Source organism: Bordetella tumbae (assembly GCF_965139195.1).
Taxonomy (GTDB): domain Bacteria; phylum Pseudomonadota; class Gammaproteobacteria; order Burkholderiales; family Burkholderiaceae_B; genus Bordetella_A; species Bordetella_A tumbae.
Window position 1 is genome coordinate 65,315 of the sequence record NZ_CBCSJH010000004.1, and the last position, 18,049, is coordinate 83,363.

Sequence of the window (18,049 nt, forward strand, 5' to 3'; positions counted from 1 at the left end):
TTGCAAATGCAATCGTATTTTGAGAGATTCTAAGTCAGCTACAATTGCAAATGCAACTGAAAAAAAGGAACCTGCTATGACGAAGGACGGAACGGATCTGTGGTTTTCGTTTGTGCGTACCCATCGCTTGATGATCCGCGAGGTAGAGAGCCGCCTGGCGGCGTCCAAGCTGCCGGCTTATGCCTGGTACGACGTGCTGTGGGGATTGGAAAGCGGGCCGCAAGGAACGAGGCGGATGCACGAGCTGGCCGACGCACTGGCGATAGAGCGCTACAACCTGACACGGCTAGTAGATCGCCTGGAACAAGAGGGATTGGTCACGCGTACGCGCTCGCCAGAGGACGGCCGAGCCGCGTATGCCAGCATCACAAAGGAAGGGCGGGCGCTGCGTAAGAAAATGTGGAAGGTGTACGAAAGCACCGTTGCAGAGCTTTTTCTGAATCAGTTCAGCGCGGATGAGCAATCGACGTTCTCCAAAGGTCTGGACCGAGCTGCCGCCATGGCCCGCGGTCAGTAATTCAATGTGCCGCGAGCGCAGACAAAGCCGCCGATTTCACTGGCAATGTGTCGTTCATATCTGGTGACGGGGAGGGCAGGCCTTTGTTGAGGGACTTCTTGCGCGGCCAGATATCGTGCTTTACGATTGCAAATACAATTATTGTAATTGCAATCGCAAAAAAGGACAGACATGACATATCCCTGCGATCTGGCGTTCTATACGGCCGACACCCCAAATGGGCAGAAGATCAGCATCTTTCTCAAGGAAGCCGGACTTCCTTATGAGCAATTTGACCTGGATCTTGAGCGCGGCGATCAACATCAACCTGATTTTCTGAAAATCAACCCGAACGGCAAAATTCCGGCCATCGTTGACCGAAAGGCTGGTCTGTCGGTTTTTGAATCAGGCGCCATACTTTCTTATCTTTCATCGAAGACTGGTTGCTTGCTGCCCACGACAGAGGCAGAGAGTATTGCCGTGCAGCAATGGCTGCATTTCCAGGTTGGCGGTATCGGGCCGATGCTCGGGCAGCTGTGGTGGTTCTTGCATGCGTCAAAAACGGGCAACGCTGAGGCAATACAGCGGTATCAGAAGCAATCGCTTCGTCTTTACCAAGTTACGGATACACGTCTCAGTGAGTCTGCCTTCATCGCTTCAAATAGCTACAGCATTGCCGATATTGCTGCGTTCTCCTGGTTGAGAACCTGGCAGGAGTTGAAGCTGGACATCACGCCGTACCCGCATGTCCGGAAGTGGCTCGATAAGATTGCCGCGCGGCCCGCGGTGCAGGCGGGACTATTGGCCACTAACGCTGTTTCCCGAGTCACCACCGATCGGCTGTGTGCTACCGGGGGCTGACGCCATGGCGTGGACTTATTTGTTTCTTGCCGCAGCGTTGGAGATTGTGATGGGCCTCTGTCTCAAATTGAATGCAGGTTGGACCAAGCTGGGGCCGAGCGCCATCGCGGTCATAGCTGGGCTGGGCAGCATCTATTTGCTGGCATTGGCCTTGCGTTCGTTACCTGTCGGGATGGCTTACGCTATCTGGACAGGTATCGGAACTATTGGACTCGTTCTTGTGGGCGTGTTGGCATTTCAGGACGAGATGAACTGGCCCCGAGCTTTCTTCCTGGGATTGGCGTTCATCGGGATTATCGGATTGCGTTTTGCCGAATCGACGACATGAGAACTGATGCCCCTCGGTACAGATCGACGTCACCTGCTACGACCCGATTGAGCAATAGAGTGATAGTTCGATCCGCAAACCGACGTTGGTCTTTCACGCCGCCGAAGTCGCACTTAATCAAACATAATTTGACAGCTCGATTGCTGCTGGGGCAGAGTGCGATTCATCTTTAGCTTGTTCGTTGTCCGCAGCGCTCGCTAGGGGAAACCCTTGCATTCATCACAAGTCTGCGACGCTTGTTCCTACCGATTCACCCGGGATACACCGGGAGTGTTTTTGATGGCCGCGGAACTCGGACCCTGGCCTCTAGTAGAACCAACGTTCTTGCAGTACCAACGAGGAGACGATGATGAGGAAGGGTTGGAAAGAGCTGATGGCTGCGATGGCCATCTCGGCAGGCGCTGCTGTGCATGCAGCAGAGGCTCCGGATATCAAGCTGATGCAGTTGTCCGTCGGCAAGATCGAGTTGGACAAGGGTTTCATGACCGCCATGGTCGATGTCGGCACCAAGATCAAGATTCCCGTGCCGGCATACGTGATTCAGCATCCCCGCGGCTTGGTGTTGTTCGATACCGGCATGAACCAGGCGACCGCCGATGGCAATTGCGCCAATTACTGGGGCCAGGGGCTGTGCGGCGCGTTCAATTCGATCCAGGGGCGCGACGAAGTCGTCGACCGCCAGCTCAAGGCTGCCGGTTTTGATGTGGGCGATGTGAAATACGTGGTGTATTCACACTTCCACCTGGACCACGCCGGCAATATCAAAATGTTCCCCAACGCCAAACACGTGGTTCAAAAGGCCGAGCTGCGAGCGGCCTGGTGGCCCGAAAAATTCCAGCGCGCCGCCTATGTCATGAAAGACTTCGACACCACGCGCGACTACGACTTCATCCAGGTTGAAGGCGATTTCGATTTGTTTGGCGATGGTTCCATCGTGTTGCTGGATACCAAGGGGCATACGCAGGGACACCAGTCGCTGCAGGTCAAACTGAAGAACACCGGCATGGTTCTGCTGGCTGCCGATGCCATCTACACCGGTGAAAACGAGGCGGGTGTGATTCCGGGAATTACCTGGAATACCAACGACTCGATGCGGGCCATCGACCGGCTCAAACAGATACGCGACGCCAATCAGGGCCAGCTTTGGTATAGCCACGACGCGCAGCAGCATGCGCAGAACGCCAAGACCAAAGTCTTTGACTGAGGCGCGCATGTCAGCGGCGGTTGCGCTGGAGGGCGTTACCAAGTCGTTCGGCTCCCGGCAGGTCCTGCACGGTATTTCGCTTGCCGTAGGCAAGGGCGAGATCGTCGGGTTGCTGGGACCGAACGGCAGCGGCAAGACCACGACATTGCGGCTGATGGCGGGCTATTATGCGCCCGACAACGGCCGCGTGACGGTCTGTGGCCGCACGCCGGCTGCGGGGCGAGGCAATGCCGATATCGGCTATCTGCCTGAGCGTGTCCCGCTGTACGACACGCTGACGGTGAACCAGTACCTGTCGTTCGTGGCGGGCGTAAAGATGCCTCGCGACCGCACCGGGCGCCGCCAGGCAATCGAACGATCGCTTGACGGTTTCGATTTGCAGGGATTGGCGGGCACGCCCATCGGTCGCCTGTCCAAGGGCCAGCGCCAGCGGGTAGGCCTGGCGCAGGCTGTGTTGAACGATCCGCCGGTGCTGTTGCTGGACGAGGCCACCAATGGCCTGGATCCGCTGCAGATCGTCGAGGCGCGCGCCATGATCCGGCGTTGTGCCGAGGGGCGGGCAGTGGTGTTCAGCAGTCACTTGATGCAGGAAGTCGAGGCGCTGTGCACTCGCATGGTGATTCTGCGCAATGGCCACTTGGTAGAGGATGCGCCGCTGGGCGGCACGCAGCCGCTGCTCAAACTGAGACTGGATCTGCCGCAGGCCCGGCACGCCGAGCTGCATCAGGCCTTGGCCGCCTGCCCCGGATCGCCGCGGGCGCAAGTCACCATGCTTGCCGAAGGGCTGAGCGATTGGCAGATCGCCTGGGACGAAACCGACGGGGAGCGAGCCTGCGACGCGGTACTGCGGACGGTGCTGGGCATGGCCCGGGTGCGGGCAGTGCTCGGCGCGCATGATGCGGTGGAGACGCGATTGCTGGCGGCTTTGGCGCCCAACGACACCGAGATGCGGAGGCGTGCATGAGCGGGTTTGGCGCGTTGTACTGGAAAGAACTGCGCACGGATTTCGGATCGCCGGTTGCCCTGGCGGTGGTGGCGGTGTTCTGGGCGCTGGCGGGCTATCTGTTCAGCTTCAATCTGTTTTTTGTGAGCACGGGTCAGATGGTGACCTCGTTTCACAACATGACGATCTTGTTGATCCTGGTCATGCCGCTGGTCAGCATGCGGGCGTTCGCCGAGGAAGCCCGCCAGGGTACGCTGGAATTGCTGCTGACCTTGCCGTTATCGGATGCGACGCTGGTTGCCGCCAAATTCGCAGCGGGGCTGACGATGCTGGCGCTGATGCTGGCCGGCACCATGGTGGCCGTATTGCCGCTGGCCTGGTACGGGCAACCGGACTATGGCCCTATCGTGGGCGGCTATATCGGCGTGTTCCTGTATGGTGCGCTGTTCCTGGCCATTGGCATCGCCGTATCCAGCGCCTGCTCGAACCAGATCGTGGCGGCCAGCGCTACGTGGGGCATCCTGGTGCTGTTGTGGTTTATCGATTATCCCGCCGCGCTGGATGCGTTGCCGGCGCTGTCGCCGCTGTTTCAGGCCTTGTCACTGTCAGCCCAGCATGTGGATTTCATCCGGGGGGTATTGCCGGGACCGGCGACCGTCATGCTGCTTAGCTTGGCCTTGTTGGCCCTGATGGTGGCCGCGGTAAATCTGAAGCGCTGGAGGCTGCGATGAGCGCGTCTGGCATGCGGCGCGTTGGACGGCGCTGGCTGTTGTGGCTGCCGGTCATGGCGACGGGCGCGGTATTGCTGGCGCTGAACCTCTGGGCCACACGCAGCCTGGGCCGGCTGGACCTGACCGCACAACGGGTGTACAGCCTGTCTGAGGAAAGCCTGGAGGCGGCGCGCGCCATTCGTCAGCCGATAACGGTGACGTGGTTCTATGATCTGCGCAACAAGAGTATGGTGGATGCCCTGCATCTGTTGCGCCAATACGAGCGCGCCAACCCATTGATCCAGGTAACTGGTGTGGACCCCGCGCTGCGGCCAGCGCAAGCGCGCGCGGCCGACATCCAGTTCGCGGGCAGCGCGGTGCTGGAGTCCGGCGAGCGGCGCACCACGATAAACGGTGGAACAGAAACCGACTTCACCAACGGTTTGATCCGTATCAGCCAGAGCGGGTCGCAGACGATCTGCTTTACCCAGGGACATGGCGAGGCCACGTTGGACAGCTTGAGTTCCCTCGACGACCTGGAAGACCACGATCACGACGAAAACCTGGTCGCACGCGTCGAAGTGCATGAGCGCAATGGTCTGGCACTGGCGCGCAATGCCCTGCGCACCTTGGGCTTTTCCACCGTGGGCGTGAACGCGGGCGGCTTGGCGCAAGCGCTGCCGCATTGCGCCGTGGTTGTCGTGGCAGGGCCACGCGCACCGTTCGGCGCCGGGGACCTGGGCGCGTTGCGCGACTGGACCGTAAGCGGCGGCAAGAGCCTGGTGCTGCTGGAACCCGACAGCGCTCACGGGTTGGGCGATTTGCTGGCGGATTTTGGCGTGGCGCAGGCCGCTGGAGGAATAACCGATTCAGGCAGTCACTATCGCAATGACCCAGGCAGTCCCGCAGTCAGCGACTACACCCGTCACAAGCTGACGCGCGGCTTGCCCTTGAGCTTTTTTCCCGGTGCCGCCGCACTCGAGCCGGCGGGAGACAGTCTGCCGCCGGGGGTCGCCGTTACGCCTTTGGCGCAGACATCGCCAGAGGCGCGGCTGCCTGGGCGTGAAGCGCAACGGTTGACGCTGATGGCCCTGGCTACCGGCAAGGCCGGCCCAGAGGAGGGCGCCGGGCGGCCCATGCTGCTGGTCGCAGGCGACAGCGACTTTGCCACCAACCAGCACTTTGCTGCGCTGGGTAACGGAGCGCTGTTCGTCAATGCGGTGACGATGCTGGCCGGCGCGGACCCACTGCTGGATATCCGGCCTCGACACTATGAGCAGGGGCGTGTAGAACTGACCAACCGCCAGATGCAAACGGTGTTTTGGACCAGTACCGTGGCCTTGCCGGCGCTGGCGCTGTTGATCGGTTTGATGATGTGGTGGAGGCGCCGATGATGGCCGCGCGTTCGTGGCTGGCAGTGCTGTTGGCGGGCGTGGCCCTGTCGATATGGCAATGGAATGAGCTGCGCGAAGGACCGGAGCACCATGACGGACACACCCATCTGCATGATGAGCACGGCAAGCCTGCGCGCCTGTACGATTGGAATGTGGCCGATGTAACCCAGGTAATACTGTCGAGCCCTCAAGCGCGGATCACCATGGATCGCGAACCAGACGGCTGGCGCAGTGCTTCGGCTACGGATTTCGACGTGGCCGGCTTCGTCAAGCTGTTTTCACAACTGCGTAGCGAACGCCAATTGACGCCTATTGCAGGACAACCCTATGGCCTGGCGCCGCCTCATCTGCGCATTGCGTTGCGGGACGTGCAGGGCAATGCGCTGGCTCTGATGGACGTGGGCGATTTGGCGCCAGATGGCTTCAGCCGTTATGTGCAAGTGCCCGGCGAGCCGAACCTGCGCATGGTGCCGGACTACCAAGTGCGCGAGCCGCTGGCGGCCATGCAGCGGTCAGCCGCCAGCGGCCAGGGCAATCACCTCAAGCCATAATAATTTTGCAGGAGGTGCGGCTCTTCAATGGGCCACTGTGCCTGGTCGATTGCTCGGTGGTAGCGAAGACCTTGCGTTCTCAATGATCGACCGACGAGGGCGCTCTGAACACGAGGGCCAAACCAGCCAAGATCGCCACCATACCCGCCATAGCCAGCGCAGGCATCGCGTTACCCAGAATCAGATAATCAAGAAGCACCGTGATCACTGGCACCAGATAGAACAAACTAGTGACGTTGACCAAGTTGCCGTTGCGTATCATCCGGTAGAGCAGTAGCTGCGCTCCCACCGAGATGCCCAGCCCCAACCACAACAGGGGAATCCAAAATCCCAGGTTGAGTTCTACATGAACTGGCTGCAATGGGGTGAGGCCGAGGCACAACAGCAACGTTACGGCATACTGCAACGGTAGCACTTCGGTGGGGGCTTGCTGAATGCGTTTTTGCAGCATGGCACCGAAGGTCATACATAACAGTGCAGCCAGCGCGTAACCCATGCCGAGCCCCGACAATTTTGTCAGGGCCAGACTTTGATATACCACTAGCGTCAGGCCTGCCAATGAGAGCGAGAGGCCGAGTAGCCGCCAGGTGGAGAAACGCCTTTCCGTCATCAGCAGCGTCAGGATCGGCTGTATACCGAGTAGCGTTGCCAATAGCCCGGGCGTGATGCCATTGGCCATCGCCTGAAAATAGCAGACCGAATAGCCGCCAATCAGTAGCAATCCTGTTCCTGCAATCTGCCAGCGTGTCCCAGGCTGAGGCAGCCACCGTCGGCTCGGCAGCCCGATCAGTAAGAGAGCACCGAGCGCCACGCTAAAGCGCAAGATCAGCATGGCAAGTACGGAACCGTGGTCCAGTCCCCAGCGGATGAAGATAGCCGCGCTGCCCCACAGCAGCACGAACGTGGACATGGCGGCGAAACCCGTCCATGTGGAAGATTTAGAAGTCATTATTTATTCACCTGTCGAACAACGAACAGGCCCCAGCCATCCGCCGACACTACAGTGTCAGGGCAGCCTTAATGGCATCAGGGTAGGGGCCGCGAAGCGGGCTGGATCAGCCCAGAGTCATCGCGAGTGGCGGAGCCACTGCGATGTTCGCCGGAGGCGCGACAGGTGAGGGCGGCGGGTTCGTAGCGCGCACGCCGCCGGCCACGATGCTCGTGGTCAAGGCGAGTGAGAGAGGGCGTGCAGACGAAACCATGGGTGTCTAGTCAATATCCAGAGATAATTGCGAAAGAATATAGCATGTACATGCACGGAATGATGATTTGCAGAACGTATGTTGCAATTCGCACGTCGATGGAGAACGATAGAGCTCGACCATGAACACAGAGAAGACGGTTCCACTCCGGACGAGTGCCAGTGAGATCACGATTTTTGAGGAAGGCGACCCGCATGAGGATCCTTGGGTTTTGGGCCAGGCACCGGTCGAGAACATAGAAGTGGGGCCTTACGATGCTGGCTGGCCTATGCTGTATGAGACGTTGAAAAAACGGATTGACATTGCTCTAGCCGGAAAGGCGCGGGCGATCGAGCATGTGGGTTCCACCGCGGTGCCTGGCTTGTCAGCCAAGCCGGTGATCGATATTGACGTGATCGTGGATGATCCCACGAACGAAGACGCGTACGTTCCCGCATTGGTCGAACTCGGATACACGCTAATCATCCGGGAGCGATCCTGGTATCAGCATCGAATGCTCCGTCACGAGTCGCCCCGCGTCAACTTGCATGTGTTTGGGCCGAATTGCCCAGAGCATATTCGCCATATCTTGTTCCGGGATTGGCTTTCTGCTCATCCACGGGATCGGAATTTATACGCCGATGCAAAGGTCCGTGCGGCACATGGGGCCGAGACGGTGCAAGAATACAATCTGAGAAAGCAGGGGGTAATCCGGGAGATCTATGCAAGAATCTTCGACTCTTATCGGCCTTAGCCACGCCTCTTGATTTGTTTGAAGCGTTGCGTCGTTTCGGTCAATGCTGTCTCAGTGGGCAGGCGCTCCATCGAGCTGGCGCCATAGAAGCCGTGGCAGCCAGGGCAAGCGTCGAGGATGTATGCCGCGTCTTCCGGCGTTGCGATCGGCCCGCCGTGGCACAACACGATGATGTCGTCGCGGACGTTTCTAGCCGCGGCCGCCCAGCTGTTGATGAGTGGCACGCACGCTTCTAGCGTGACGGCCGTGTCGGCACCAATCGAGCCGCCCGTCGTCAAGCCCAAGTGCGCAACGATGATGTCTGCGCCCGCCTTTGTCATCGCTATGGCATCGTCGTCATTGAAAACGTACGGTGTCGTCAGCATTCCCTTTTCGCTGGCCAAGCGAATCATCTCAACTTCCAGCTCATACCCCATCCCAGTTTCTTCGAGATTGGCCCGGAAGTTGCCGTCTATGAGGCCCACGGTCGGAAAGTTCTGCACGCCTGCGAAACCCATTCTCTTCAGGTCATCCAGAAAGACGTCAAAATTGCAGAACGGATCGGTACCATTCACACCGGCTAAGACAGGCGTCGATTTCACAACGGGTAGCACTTCCTTGGCCATATCGACGACAATCTCGTTAGCATTGCCATAGGCGAGCAGGCCAGCCAGCGACCCCCGTCCAGCCATCCGATAACGGCCTGAGTTATAGATAACAATGAGGTCAATCCCTCCGCTTTCTTCACATTTGGCCGAGAGCCCTGTACCTGCGCCCCCACCAATAATGGGTTCGCCACGAGCGATCATGTCGCGGAACTGATTAAGAATGTCTTCGCGTGTATGTCTGTTCATCTTTCACCTGTATGTGTGTATCAATAGTGAGATCCTGATCAGGCTCAGGCGGTTGCTTTTTTTTGAGCGTAGATGGCCTGGAACTCGCTCACTGCGATTGCAATAAAGCGCTCGTCGTTGATGTTGTATGGCACCCGAACGATTTTCCGTCGGTCCGTCTGTTGGACTGTTTTCTCGATGGCCTCGAAGAGTGCATGATCAGCATCCGGCGCCCAGAACGGCATATCGGGAGAGTCAAGAACGGAAACGCCGCCTTCTGGGATGAGAAATCGCACCGGACCGTCACATGCATTCAGTTTTTCCCCAATCCAGCGGCCCATCTCGGCGTTTTCCTCGACGGTGGTGCGCATCAGTGTGACCTGTGGGTTGTGGTGATAGAAGAGCCGGTCCGCGTAGTGAGCCGGCACAGTATCGGGGCGGTGGAAATTCACCATGTCCAGCGCACCGCATGAGCCGATATAGGGAATTTGGGTGCGTGCGATGGCATCCAGACGGCCTTCATCACATGCAAGTACTCCGCCAAAGAGATGATCACAAACCTCGGTGGTTGTCAGGTCAAGCACACCGTCGAGCAATTGGCTGTCGACCAGTTTTTCCATGGCTTTGCCGCCGCTTCCGGTGGCATGAAAGACCAGGCAATCAAATTCGTTTTCCAGTGCCGAGGTTACGCCCTGGATGCATGGTGTGGTGACGCCAAACATCGTCAGTCCGATGGCGGGTTTGAGGATATCGGGCATATCACGTTGAAAGCGTACCGCGCCGGCAATCATGTTTGCGCCGTTTGCCAGCACTTTTCGCGAAATACGATTGATGCCAGCTACATCAGTTACCGAATACATCATCGAGATATCACTCGCGCCTATATATGGAGCGATGTCTCCCGATGCCATGGTCGATATCATCAGCTTGGGCGTGCCTATCGGCAGGCTTTGCATTGCGGGTGTGATCAGAGCAGTACCGCCAGAGCCACCGATTCCCAGGAGCGCCGCGATATCATCCTGGGCCGCGATATATCGTTGGAACGCCACCGCCATGGCTTCAATGGCTTTTCCCCTGTCGCCGCAGAATACCGCTGCACTGCCTTCTGGATGATATTGCGCGACCGCTTTGGCCTTGACCCCGGCTCCTCGGTCAGTCGCGCTGGTCGTCGACAAATCAACGATCACGACAGGTACGCCAGCAGCCTCGATGATTTTGGCCATGAAAACGGCTTCAGCGCCCTTCGTATCTACTGTTGTGGCAAGATAAACTCGTTTTTCCGTAGTTGTCATGACGTCTCCTGGGTTTCAATCCTCATATGGTGCTTTGAGCCTCCTGCTCGCTTCATGCAAGAGACAATCGGTTTTCGTATGCTGTGAGCAGCTTCCCAATAAAATACATTATTGAGACAGCAGTCTAATTTAATTTTACCCAATATTGAGACTATCGTCTCAAATGTTAATGTCAAAAGAATATGCCGGTAATGTCGCCAAAAGACAGTGATTCGATGTCCAGGACGCGAGCTCGTACCAAAGATCTGCTGGTCAGTACGGCACTCGTACAGCTCGAAAAAGGTGTTTTCCCATCTATTACCGAGCTTGCAGTTGCGGCGAACGTCTCTCGCGCCACGGCCTATCGATATTTCCCCACGCAGGCCTCGCTCATTTCAGAACTGGTTGATGCTAGCCTGGGACCGGTGCTCGATTGGGAACCTTCGTCGACCGACGCGGCGTTGCGCATGTCTGAGTTGATTGACTTTTCCTATCCTCAGATGGTGATGCACGAGGGAGCATTGCGCGCCGCCTTGCGGGTCACGCTGGAGCAATGGGCCGACGCGCGAGCAGACCGCAATGACGAGCCCCGATATGTCCGAGGTAATCGAAAGAAGCTGGTGGGTAGGGCCGTTGCCCCGCTGAAAGACACATTGAGCCAGCGTCGGCTTGACCGGCTGACAAAGGCACTTTCGCTTATTTATGGTACGGAAACGATGGTGGTTCTAATGGATATTTGGGGCTGTAAGCTCGAAGAAGTACAGTCTATTGCCAAGTGGGTAAGCGATGCTCTGGTTACCGCCTCTGTTGCAGAGCAAAATGCCTCGAAAAAAAGCGGGCCGACGAAACCCACATCGAGGAGTCGCGCAGCGGCACGGTGAACATGATGTGCACCGCACGCGTATCGGCATCTTTCCGAAGTTCACGCGCACCTGGCGGCTGTTTCGAAAGCCCAGATCGTGTTTCGAATCACGAACCTCGGATGCCCGCCTTTTGGATCACATCGGTCCACTTGGCCATCTCGGCGTCGATGAACTTGCCGAATGCGGCGGCATTGTCTGGGCGCGGCTCCATGCCCTGTGCCAGGAGGCGTTTCCTGATCTCGGCATCGGCCAGTGCATCGTTGATTTCCGTGTCCAGGCGCTTGACGATCGCGGCCGGTACTCCGGCCGGCGCCATAAACCCATACCAGCCCGACGCCACCACATTCGGAAGTCCCTGGCTACGCAAAGTAGGTGCCTGCGGATAGATTTCGCTCGGTTCAGCGGATGCCACTCCCAGCACGCGCAGCTTGCCGCTCTGGATATGCGGCAGCGCTGCGGTAATGGCTGTCAGTGTGGCGTCCAAGCGCCCAGCCAGCAGGTCCGTGTACGCCGTGACGTCGCCACGATACTGCACGGTTAAACCTTTTACCTGGGCGTCGCGCAGAAACAGCTCGGCCGCGAGATGTGGCAGCGAGCCGTTGCCCGGTGAGCCGAATGTCAGGCCATTAGTCTGAGATTTTCCGTAGGCGATCAGTTCCTGCGCGGTCTTTGCGGGGGATTGCGCGTTGACGATCAGGAATAATGGAACCGTGGCGGACATGGCAACGGGTTGCAAGTCTTTCTTGGGATCATAGCCCAGTTGCCCGTACAGGGCCTGCAGGGTGGAATAGGGCGCGGCGGCATACAGAATGGTATAGCCGTCGGCCGCGGCGTGGGCGACAAATTCGTTGCCTACCCGAGTACCTGCGCCGGGTTTGTTTTCTACGATGACGGCCTGGTTCAGGCGTTTTGCCAGGTAATCGCCGATCATCCGTGCGGACAGGTCATTGGGACCGCCGGCCCCGTAGGGCGCCACGATTTTCACGCTGCGGGCGGGCCACGCCTGTTGGGCCAATGCACGTGGCATGACGCCGGTGCAGGCGGCCGCGGCCGCTGCGCTCAATAGCGTCCTTCGGCTCATCTTCATGTTTGTCTCCTGAATATTCGAATAGGAAGGAGAGTTCGCCTAGGTATCCGCAAGAAGCCGGCGCCTTCGCGACCCTGAGAGGCGATGATAGATGGCTGTTTCTATCAGGACAATTTTCAAATTATTGATTACTTAAAGGTTTAGGTTATAAATCGAATTTCACTTTTCGACGGCAGCAAAGGGCATCCCATGACATTCGAAGTCACGTTGCGGCAGTTGCGCGCCTTTATCACGGTATTAGAATGCGGCAGTTTTTCTGTAGCGGCCGATACCATGCATTTATCGCAGGCGGCCTTGAGCGGTCTGGTCAAGGAACTGGAAAGCCGGCTAGGCGTGCGATTGCTGGATCGCAATACGCGCAGTGTCAGCGCTTCGGTGGTCGGCACGGCATTCGAACCCATGGTGCGTCGAGTGTTAGCCGACTTGGATGAGGCTCTGGAGAACGTGAGTAATCTGAAAGCGCTGCGCCGTGGCCTGGTACGAGTGGCAGCGCCCGAGACGCTGTCGTGTACGTTACTGCCGGAGCTTGTGGCTGGCTACGGCGAGCGTCATCCGGGCGTGGAAATTCGGTTTGATGACGTGCCGATCGAACAGGTGCTCGCCAATTTGCATAACGGCAGCTCGGATATCGGTTTCGGCCCCGCGGGCGTGCTGACGGACGATGCGATACAAGCGCATCTGATTCGCATCGATCCCTTGTGGGCCGCACTGCGTCCCGACGATCCGTTGGCGACGGGAAAACCGGTCAGCTGGAAAGACCTGCGTGAGCGACCACTGATCAACTACATGCCCAACCTGGCGTTGAACGTGCTGAGTAATGTGCCGTCACGACGGCATCCCGAGCAGATCGTGCCGGTGCATAGAGTCAACACGGCGCTGTCATTGCTGCGAGTGAGGCCTGGCTACGTAATCTGTCCGTCTATGGCGCGATCGTTGGTCGAGGGCTTTGGTCTGGTTTTCGTGCCATTGTGTCAGCCCGCTGTGAGCTGGCGCATTGCCCTATTTGCCCGCGCTCGGGCCTCGTTATCTCCTGCGGTGGAGAGCTTTCTCGACTACACGTTGGAGGCTGCTCAGGTCGATGAAGCGGCGCACGTGCCGACTGGACATCCGGTGGTCGCGCGTAGTCGGAGTAGACTGGGATAAATAAGATAATCTGATAAAAGCCTCAGAAATCTCGTCTTGTCCGATAAAAACGGGGGGCGTATCTTAGGCGGCCAGCCTCGGGAATTCGCAGCGTGCGGATGCCGCTTGCAGTTTGCAGAGGCTTTTCCAGACTCTCATCCGGCCGCCTATGAATTTGCCCGACCTAGATTCTTTCCTGTCACCGCGTTCCATCGCTATCGTGGGCGCTTCTACCAATCCCAACAAAGTCGGCGCAGTGGCGCTGCGATATCTGCTTGAACAGGGATATCGTGGTGAGGTGTATCCGATCAATGCTGGGACACAGCGGATCGGAGGGTGTCGGACTCACCCCTCATTGCGCGCCGTGGGCAAACCGATCGATCTAGCGATTTTCGCCATTCCCGCCTCGGGCGCGGACGCGGCACTAGACGATGCCATCGGCGCAGAGGTGCGCAACATCGTCATGTTCTCGGCCGGCTTTGCCGAGCTCGGAACGCAAGGTGCAGCGGTGCAGCGTCAGTTTGTCGATAGGGCGCGCGCGGCAGGAATTCGCGTGCTGGGGCCCAACTGCCTGGGGTTCATGAATGTAGCGCAGTCTGTGTATGCCACGTTCTCTCCGGTGGTGTCGACCGGTCTGGTCAAGACTGGCCATATCGGCTTGGTCAGCCAGAGTGGCGCGTTTGGCGCATACGCCTACGCCATGGCGCGCGAGCGCGATGTCGGACTTTCCGCGTGGGTGACCACGGGCAATGAGTCAGACATTGACGTGGCTGATTGCATTGCGTGGATGGCACGCGATCTGGCGACGCGAGTGATCATGGCGTATCTGGAAGGCTGCCGCGACGGCGCAAAGCTGCGGCGAGCGCTGGACTTGGCCCGCGCAGCGAGCAAGCCGGTGATCGTAGTGAAAGTCGGCCGCACGGCACTGGGAGCGCAAGCCGCTGCATCGCATACCGCGGCATTGGCGGGTGACGATGCGGTGTATCAAGCGCTATTTCGCCAACATGGCGCCTGGCGCGCGCGTTCTATCGAGGAGTTTTTCGACATCGCGCATTGCCTCGCGGTTTCTGGTCTGCCGGCCAATGCCCGAGTGGGCCTGTTGACAGTGTCGGGTGGCGTTGGTGTGATGATGGCGGACGACGCAGCCGAGGCGGGTTTGGATGTCGCCGAGCTGCCGGCAGCCGCGCAAGAGATCATCCGAGTTCGCGTGCCGTTTGCCGCGACGCAAAATCCGGTCGATTTGACGGGGCAGGTCACAGCAGATCCGTCGCTGCTCGATACCGCTGCTCGTGCGATGCTGGAGCATGGCGACTACGGCAGCTTGCTGATTTTTCTAGCCGCGTTCGGCAGTACTCCTGCCATGCAGGCCAGGCAACAACAGTTGGCTCGGGATCTACGGCGGGAATTCCCCGGTCGTCTGGTGATGTTCAGCGCACTTGCCGATACCGGGCAACAGCGCGCGCTCGAAGAGCAAGGGTGCCTTTGCTATGGCGATCCGGCCAGAGCGATCCGTGTGCTGGCCGCGATGGCGTTCTTTCATGCACAGCAGTTGCGGCCCAAGCCCGTGCCTGCCGTTGCAATCCCATCGGTCGCACTGCGGCTTGGCGCTTATAGCGAAGCCGACGCGATGCGAGTCTTGAGCGAAAACGGCATACCCGTCGTGCCGGCACGTCATGCGCATTCTCGCGAAGGTGCGGTGGACCACGCATGCGCGTTAGGATTTCCAGTAGTCATGAAGGTCGTGTCTGCCGATATCACGCACAAGAGCGATATCGGCGGCGTGGTGCTGGATATCCGTGATGCGCAGGCTGCTGCTGGCGCATTCGATCGTATTCTGTCGACGGTGGCAAGTGCGGCCCCGCACGCCCGTGTACAGGGAGTACTGATCGCGCCGATGTTGCGCGGCGGTGTTGAGTGCATCCTGGGGGTGCGCCGGGACCCTGTCTTGGGACCTGTCGTGATGCTGGGGGCAGGTGGTGTGAATGTCGAGTTGTTGGGAGACGTGGCATTGCGGCTGGCGCCGATCGACATCCAGCAGGCACGCGAGATGATCCGCGAGCTAAAGATCGCCCCGTTGTTCGCCGGGTTTCGCAGTGCGCCCGCTGCGGATGTGACTGCCTTGGCCGAGTGCATGGTGCGGCTCTCGCAGTTTGCCGTGGCGGCGGGCGATGCGCTCGATTCGGTGGAGTTGAATCCGCTGGTGGTATTGCCGCAGGGCAAAGGAGTCTGCGCGTTGGATGCGGTGGTGTTGACGCGAGCCGCAACCGCGGCGTCGGCTGCTGTCCGGCAGGCAGTGATTGCCACTTTGCCGCTCTTCGAGATGGCGCGCATGCGTGCTTCAAATACCGCACGCAAGCATGCTGTGGCCGGCTTTGCCGGCGACAGTCCTGGTTCGAGGATGCGTTGGGTGAATCAGTTCACCCATACTCGCAGACTGCGCAGTCCAGACGACAAAGAAGTTGTGACGCCAAACAACGACACGCTGTTCACCAATGCGTGGTTGGATCTGTCGGAGGGACCATTGGTCATCGACGTTCCACAGATGGGGTCACGCTACTGGGTGCTGGGATTTTTGGATGCGTGGACAAATCCCTGGGCATATGCCGGGCGGCGCACCACCGGTGGAGCCGCACAACGTTTATTTGTGCATGGCCCTGGCTGGCAAGGCACCGTAGTACCGGCGGGCATGCATCAGATCAGTGCCCCTAGCGACGATGTGTGGGTCATCGGCCGTATTCTGGTGGATGCAGATCCGGCAGACTTGGCGCAGGTGCATGCGCTGCAAGATCGTTTCGCCATTTGTCGACTCGATGGGACGCCCGCGTTATCGCGCCTGGACGTATTGCTCGACAACCGAGATACCGGCATACCCGAGGCACACGAATATCTGCGTGTGTTGGACAACATGCTTGAACGCAATCCGCCGTCCGAGCCTCTGCCATGTTGGCCGCCGGAGGTCGCCGATCTGCAGACGGCTTTGACCGAGATCTATAGCGAGCTGCGCGATGTGGCGCAGCCTTCTGCGCTGGGCGGGGGGTGGACCACGGCGGTGGCGGTGCGCACGAGTTTCGGCAGCGACTTTCTGACGCGCGCTCGTGTGGCGCGTAATTGGATAGGCACGCTTGGTGTCGATGAGGCGATGTATATCATGGCCGAGGTAGACGCCGATGGTGAGCCATTGACGGGTGCACAGCGTTATGTGCTTCGCTTCGCGCCGCAAGGCGGGCCCAGAGTGGACGCGTTTTGGTCGATCACGCTCTATCGTCGCAGTGACTGTCTGTTGGTCGAAAATCCCATTGGGCGGCATTCCATCGGCGATCGCACGCCGGGCCTGCGGTACGACGAAGACGGTGGTTTGAGCATCTCGATCCAGGCCGATGACCCCGGGCCGACGGAAAACTGGCTTCCGGCACCCGCGGGGGCCGGATTCTATCTCACGCTGCGACTATATCAGCCTCAATCGATTCACCTGGACGGCGAGTTCCGTTACCCTCCAGTTCAGCGCGTGGACTGAGCGGTCGGCGCATGAACCAACATGATGACGTTTATCAGGAGCAACGTATGTTGAAGCGACTAACGGGCAGGGTGGCGATCGTGACTGGCGCGGGGGGCGGCCTGGGACGTGCCCACGCCATTGAGCTGGCACGGCACGGTGCGCAGGTGGTGGTCAATGATCTCGGCAATGCCGCTCAAGACGTGGCTGATGAGATCTGCGCTGCTGGTGGACAGGCCATCGCGGTGTTGAGCGACGTGACGCAATATGCCGACATGGAGGCTATGGCTGCCCGCTCGATAGAGGCTTTCGGACGTGTGGACGTCTTGGTGAACAATGCGGGCATCCTGCGAGACCGCAGCTTTGCCAAGATGAATCTGGACGACTTTCGCCTGGTGCTGGACGTGCACGTCATGGGCGCTGTCAATGCCACCAAGGCGGTGTGGCCCCACATGTGCGCGCAATCATACGGACGGATCGTGATGACGACCTCGTCGTCGGGGTTGTATGGCAATTTCGGGCAATCAAACTATGGCGCGGCCAAGATGGCGCTGGTCGGTCTGATGCAGACGCTTGCTCTCGAAGGCGCCAAACATAACGTACGGGTGAACTGCCTGGCGCCTACTGCCATGACTGCGATGACCGAGGGTTTACTGGATCCGCAGGCGGCAGAGATCTTTACGCCGGAAAAGGTCAGCCCGGGGCTGATTGCGTTGATAGGCGAGGACGCCCCGACGCGCATGATTCTGTTGGCGGGAGGGGGCAGCTTTGAATGCGCGCACATCACGATGACGCATGGCGTCCACCTGGGTGACGCAGGTACCCCGGTCGATGCTTTGTGCGAACAACTCGCGCAGGTGCAAGCGCAGGCCGGTCAACTGGTCCCGGCCTCCGGTTGGGACCAGTCCCGGCATGAACTGGCAAAGGCCCTTCAACACGCGAACTGAAACGCCGCGCGGATATCGCCGATAATGCAGGG

At 59.1% G+C, this 18,049-nt stretch carries 17 protein-coding genes; 13 read left to right on the plus strand and 4 right to left on the minus strand.

Annotated elements, in window-relative coordinates:
- Nucleotides 1-76: 76 nt before the first annotated feature.
- The 8 genes from ACNA0J_RS07160 (at nt 77) to ACNA0J_RS07195 (ending at nt 6,487) form a co-directional block, all read left to right on the plus strand.
- On the plus strand, nt 77-517 hold the full coding sequence (locus ACNA0J_RS07160; protein ID WP_415817873.1) for a MarR family winged helix-turn-helix transcriptional regulator: 441 nt from the start codon (nt 77-79) through the stop codon (nt 515-517).
- Nucleotides 518-688: 171 nt separating this feature from the next.
- Entirely contained in the window at nt 689-1,357 is a 669-nt protein-coding gene (locus ACNA0J_RS07165) for a glutathione S-transferase family protein (protein ID WP_415817874.1), read from the plus strand.
- Nucleotides 1,358-1,361: 4 nt separating this feature from the next.
- A complete protein-coding gene (locus ACNA0J_RS07170; protein WP_415817876.1) occupies nt 1,362-1,685 on the plus strand; it encodes a DMT family transporter in 324 nt (107 codons plus the stop codon).
- Between the two features lie 346 nt (nt 1,686-2,031).
- Nucleotides 2,032-2,889 (plus strand): N-acyl homoserine lactonase family protein, encoded by an 858-nt coding sequence (locus tag ACNA0J_RS07175; protein WP_415817878.1) that lies wholly within the window; start codon nt 2,032-2,034, stop codon nt 2,887-2,889.
- 7 nt (nt 2,890-2,896) lie between these two features.
- Complete coding sequence (locus ACNA0J_RS07180; protein WP_415817880.1) at nt 2,897-3,853, plus strand: ABC transporter ATP-binding protein; 957 nt, start codon at nt 2,897-2,899, stop codon at nt 3,851-3,853.
- Nucleotides 3,850-4,563 carry an ABC transporter permease gene (locus ACNA0J_RS07185; protein WP_415817882.1) on the plus strand — a complete coding sequence of 238 codons (714 nt, stop codon included), beginning with the start codon at nt 3,850-3,852 and terminating at the stop codon, nt 4,561-4,563. Before ACNA0J_RS07180 ends, ACNA0J_RS07185 begins: the two co-directional genes overlap by 4 nt.
- Nucleotides 4,560-5,936: a GldG family protein gene (locus ACNA0J_RS07190; protein ID WP_415817884.1), complete on the plus strand. Its 1,377-nt coding sequence runs from the start codon at nt 4,560-4,562 to the stop codon at nt 5,934-5,936. Before ACNA0J_RS07185 ends, ACNA0J_RS07190 begins: the two co-directional genes overlap by 4 nt.
- On the plus strand, nt 5,933-6,487 hold the full coding sequence (locus ACNA0J_RS07195; protein WP_415817886.1) for an electron transporter SenC: 555 nt from the start codon (nt 5,933-5,935) through the stop codon (nt 6,485-6,487). The genes ACNA0J_RS07190 and ACNA0J_RS07195 overlap by 4 nt, the downstream gene beginning before the upstream one ends.
- 79 nt (nt 6,488-6,566) lie before the next feature.
- Here the strand turns inward: ACNA0J_RS07195 and ACNA0J_RS07200 are convergent, their stop codons facing one another.
- Entirely contained in the window at nt 6,567-7,436 is an 870-nt protein-coding gene (locus ACNA0J_RS07200) for a DMT family transporter (RefSeq protein ID WP_415817888.1), read from the minus strand.
- Nucleotides 7,437-7,810: 374 nt separating this feature from the next.
- On the opposite strand from ACNA0J_RS07200, the gene ACNA0J_RS07205 reads away from it, so the two are divergent.
- Complete coding sequence (locus ACNA0J_RS07205) at nt 7,811-8,422, plus strand: GrpB family protein (protein ID WP_415817889.1); 612 nt, start codon at nt 7,811-7,813, stop codon at nt 8,420-8,422.
- Here the strand turns inward: ACNA0J_RS07205 and ACNA0J_RS07210 are convergent.
- Both ACNA0J_RS07210 and ACNA0J_RS07215 read right to left on the minus strand, forming a co-directional pair.
- Nucleotides 8,419-9,255, minus strand: coding sequence for a phosphoenolpyruvate hydrolase family protein (locus ACNA0J_RS07210; RefSeq protein ID WP_415817891.1), 837 nt, complete (start codon nt 9,253-9,255; stop codon nt 8,419-8,421). The two genes, ACNA0J_RS07205 and ACNA0J_RS07210, sit on opposite strands and share 4 nt — an antisense overlap.
- 44 nt (nt 9,256-9,299) lie before the next feature.
- Nucleotides 9,300-10,526, minus strand: coding sequence for a Tm-1-like ATP-binding domain-containing protein (locus ACNA0J_RS07215; protein WP_415817893.1), 1,227 nt, complete (start codon nt 10,524-10,526; stop codon nt 9,300-9,302).
- 191 nt (nt 10,527-10,717) lie between these two features.
- Between ACNA0J_RS07215 and ACNA0J_RS07220 the strand changes: the two genes are divergently transcribed.
- A complete protein-coding gene (locus ACNA0J_RS07220; RefSeq protein ID WP_415817894.1) occupies nt 10,718-11,386 on the plus strand; it encodes a TetR/AcrR family transcriptional regulator in 669 nt (222 codons plus the stop codon).
- Nucleotides 11,387-11,474: 88 nt separating this feature from the next.
- Here ACNA0J_RS07220 and ACNA0J_RS07225 read toward each other — a convergent pair whose 3' ends face one another.
- On the minus strand, nt 11,475-12,455 hold the full coding sequence (locus tag ACNA0J_RS07225) for a Bug family tripartite tricarboxylate transporter substrate binding protein (protein ID WP_415817896.1): 981 nt from the start codon (nt 12,453-12,455) through the stop codon (nt 11,475-11,477).
- Between the two features lie 189 nt (nt 12,456-12,644).
- Here ACNA0J_RS07225 and ACNA0J_RS07230 point away from each other — a divergent pair, with 189 nt between their 5' ends.
- The 3 genes from ACNA0J_RS07230 to ACNA0J_RS07240 all read left to right on the plus strand — a co-directional run bounded on the left by ACNA0J_RS07230 (nt 12,645) and on the right by ACNA0J_RS07240 (nt 18,017).
- Nucleotides 12,645-13,598 (plus strand): LysR family transcriptional regulator, encoded by a 954-nt coding sequence (locus ACNA0J_RS07230; protein WP_415817897.1) that lies wholly within the window; start codon nt 12,645-12,647, stop codon nt 13,596-13,598.
- Between the two features lie 148 nt (nt 13,599-13,746).
- On the plus strand, nt 13,747-17,091 hold the full coding sequence (locus ACNA0J_RS07235; protein WP_415817900.1) for an acetate--CoA ligase family protein: 3,345 nt from the start codon (nt 13,747-13,749) through the stop codon (nt 17,089-17,091).
- A 47-nt stretch (nt 17,092-17,138) separates the two neighbouring features.
- Entirely contained in the window at nt 17,139-18,017 is an 879-nt protein-coding gene (locus ACNA0J_RS07240; RefSeq protein ID WP_415817902.1) for an SDR family NAD(P)-dependent oxidoreductase, read from the plus strand.
- Nucleotides 18,018-18,049 lie beyond the last annotated feature (32 nt).